The 312-nt window shown below is 70.8% G+C and carries 1 protein-coding gene; it reads left to right on the top strand.

Annotation, left to right across the window (positions count from 1 at the left end; genetic code table 11):
- Positions 1–14 precede the first annotated feature (14 nt).
- Positions 15–312 (top strand): hypothetical protein (locus MKK75_RS28480; protein ID WP_244045849.1); only part of this gene is annotated, 298 nt, incomplete at its 3' end.

Below are 312 nucleotides of genomic sequence, written 5' to 3'. Positions count from 1 at the left end.
CGCCCTCGTGGCTCATGACAGGCGCGATCCGCAGGCCTCCGGAGGTCGCGGGCGGCATCGAGATCGAGCCGGTGATGTCCGACAACGGCCAGCTCACGCTCTGGCGCACGGTCCTCACGTCCTGCGGCGCGCATCCTCACGGCCAGCTGGGGGGCGCCAGCCACGACGAGCTCACGACCTCGATCGGCGACGGTCGCGACGCCGCCCTCTTCTGCCAGCTGAACTACAACCCCACGGTCGACCAGGTCCTGGCGCAGCATCGCCGCGACCCCACCTTGCAGGATGACGCGGTCTGCCTCATGCCGCGGCTCC

Source organism: Methylobacterium sp. J-030 (assembly GCF_022829545.1).
Taxonomy (GTDB): Bacteria; Pseudomonadota; Alphaproteobacteria; order Rhizobiales; family Beijerinckiaceae; genus Methylobacterium.
Note: the sequence above shows the minus strand (reverse complement) of the source record. Positions and strands in the feature narration are given on the sequence as shown.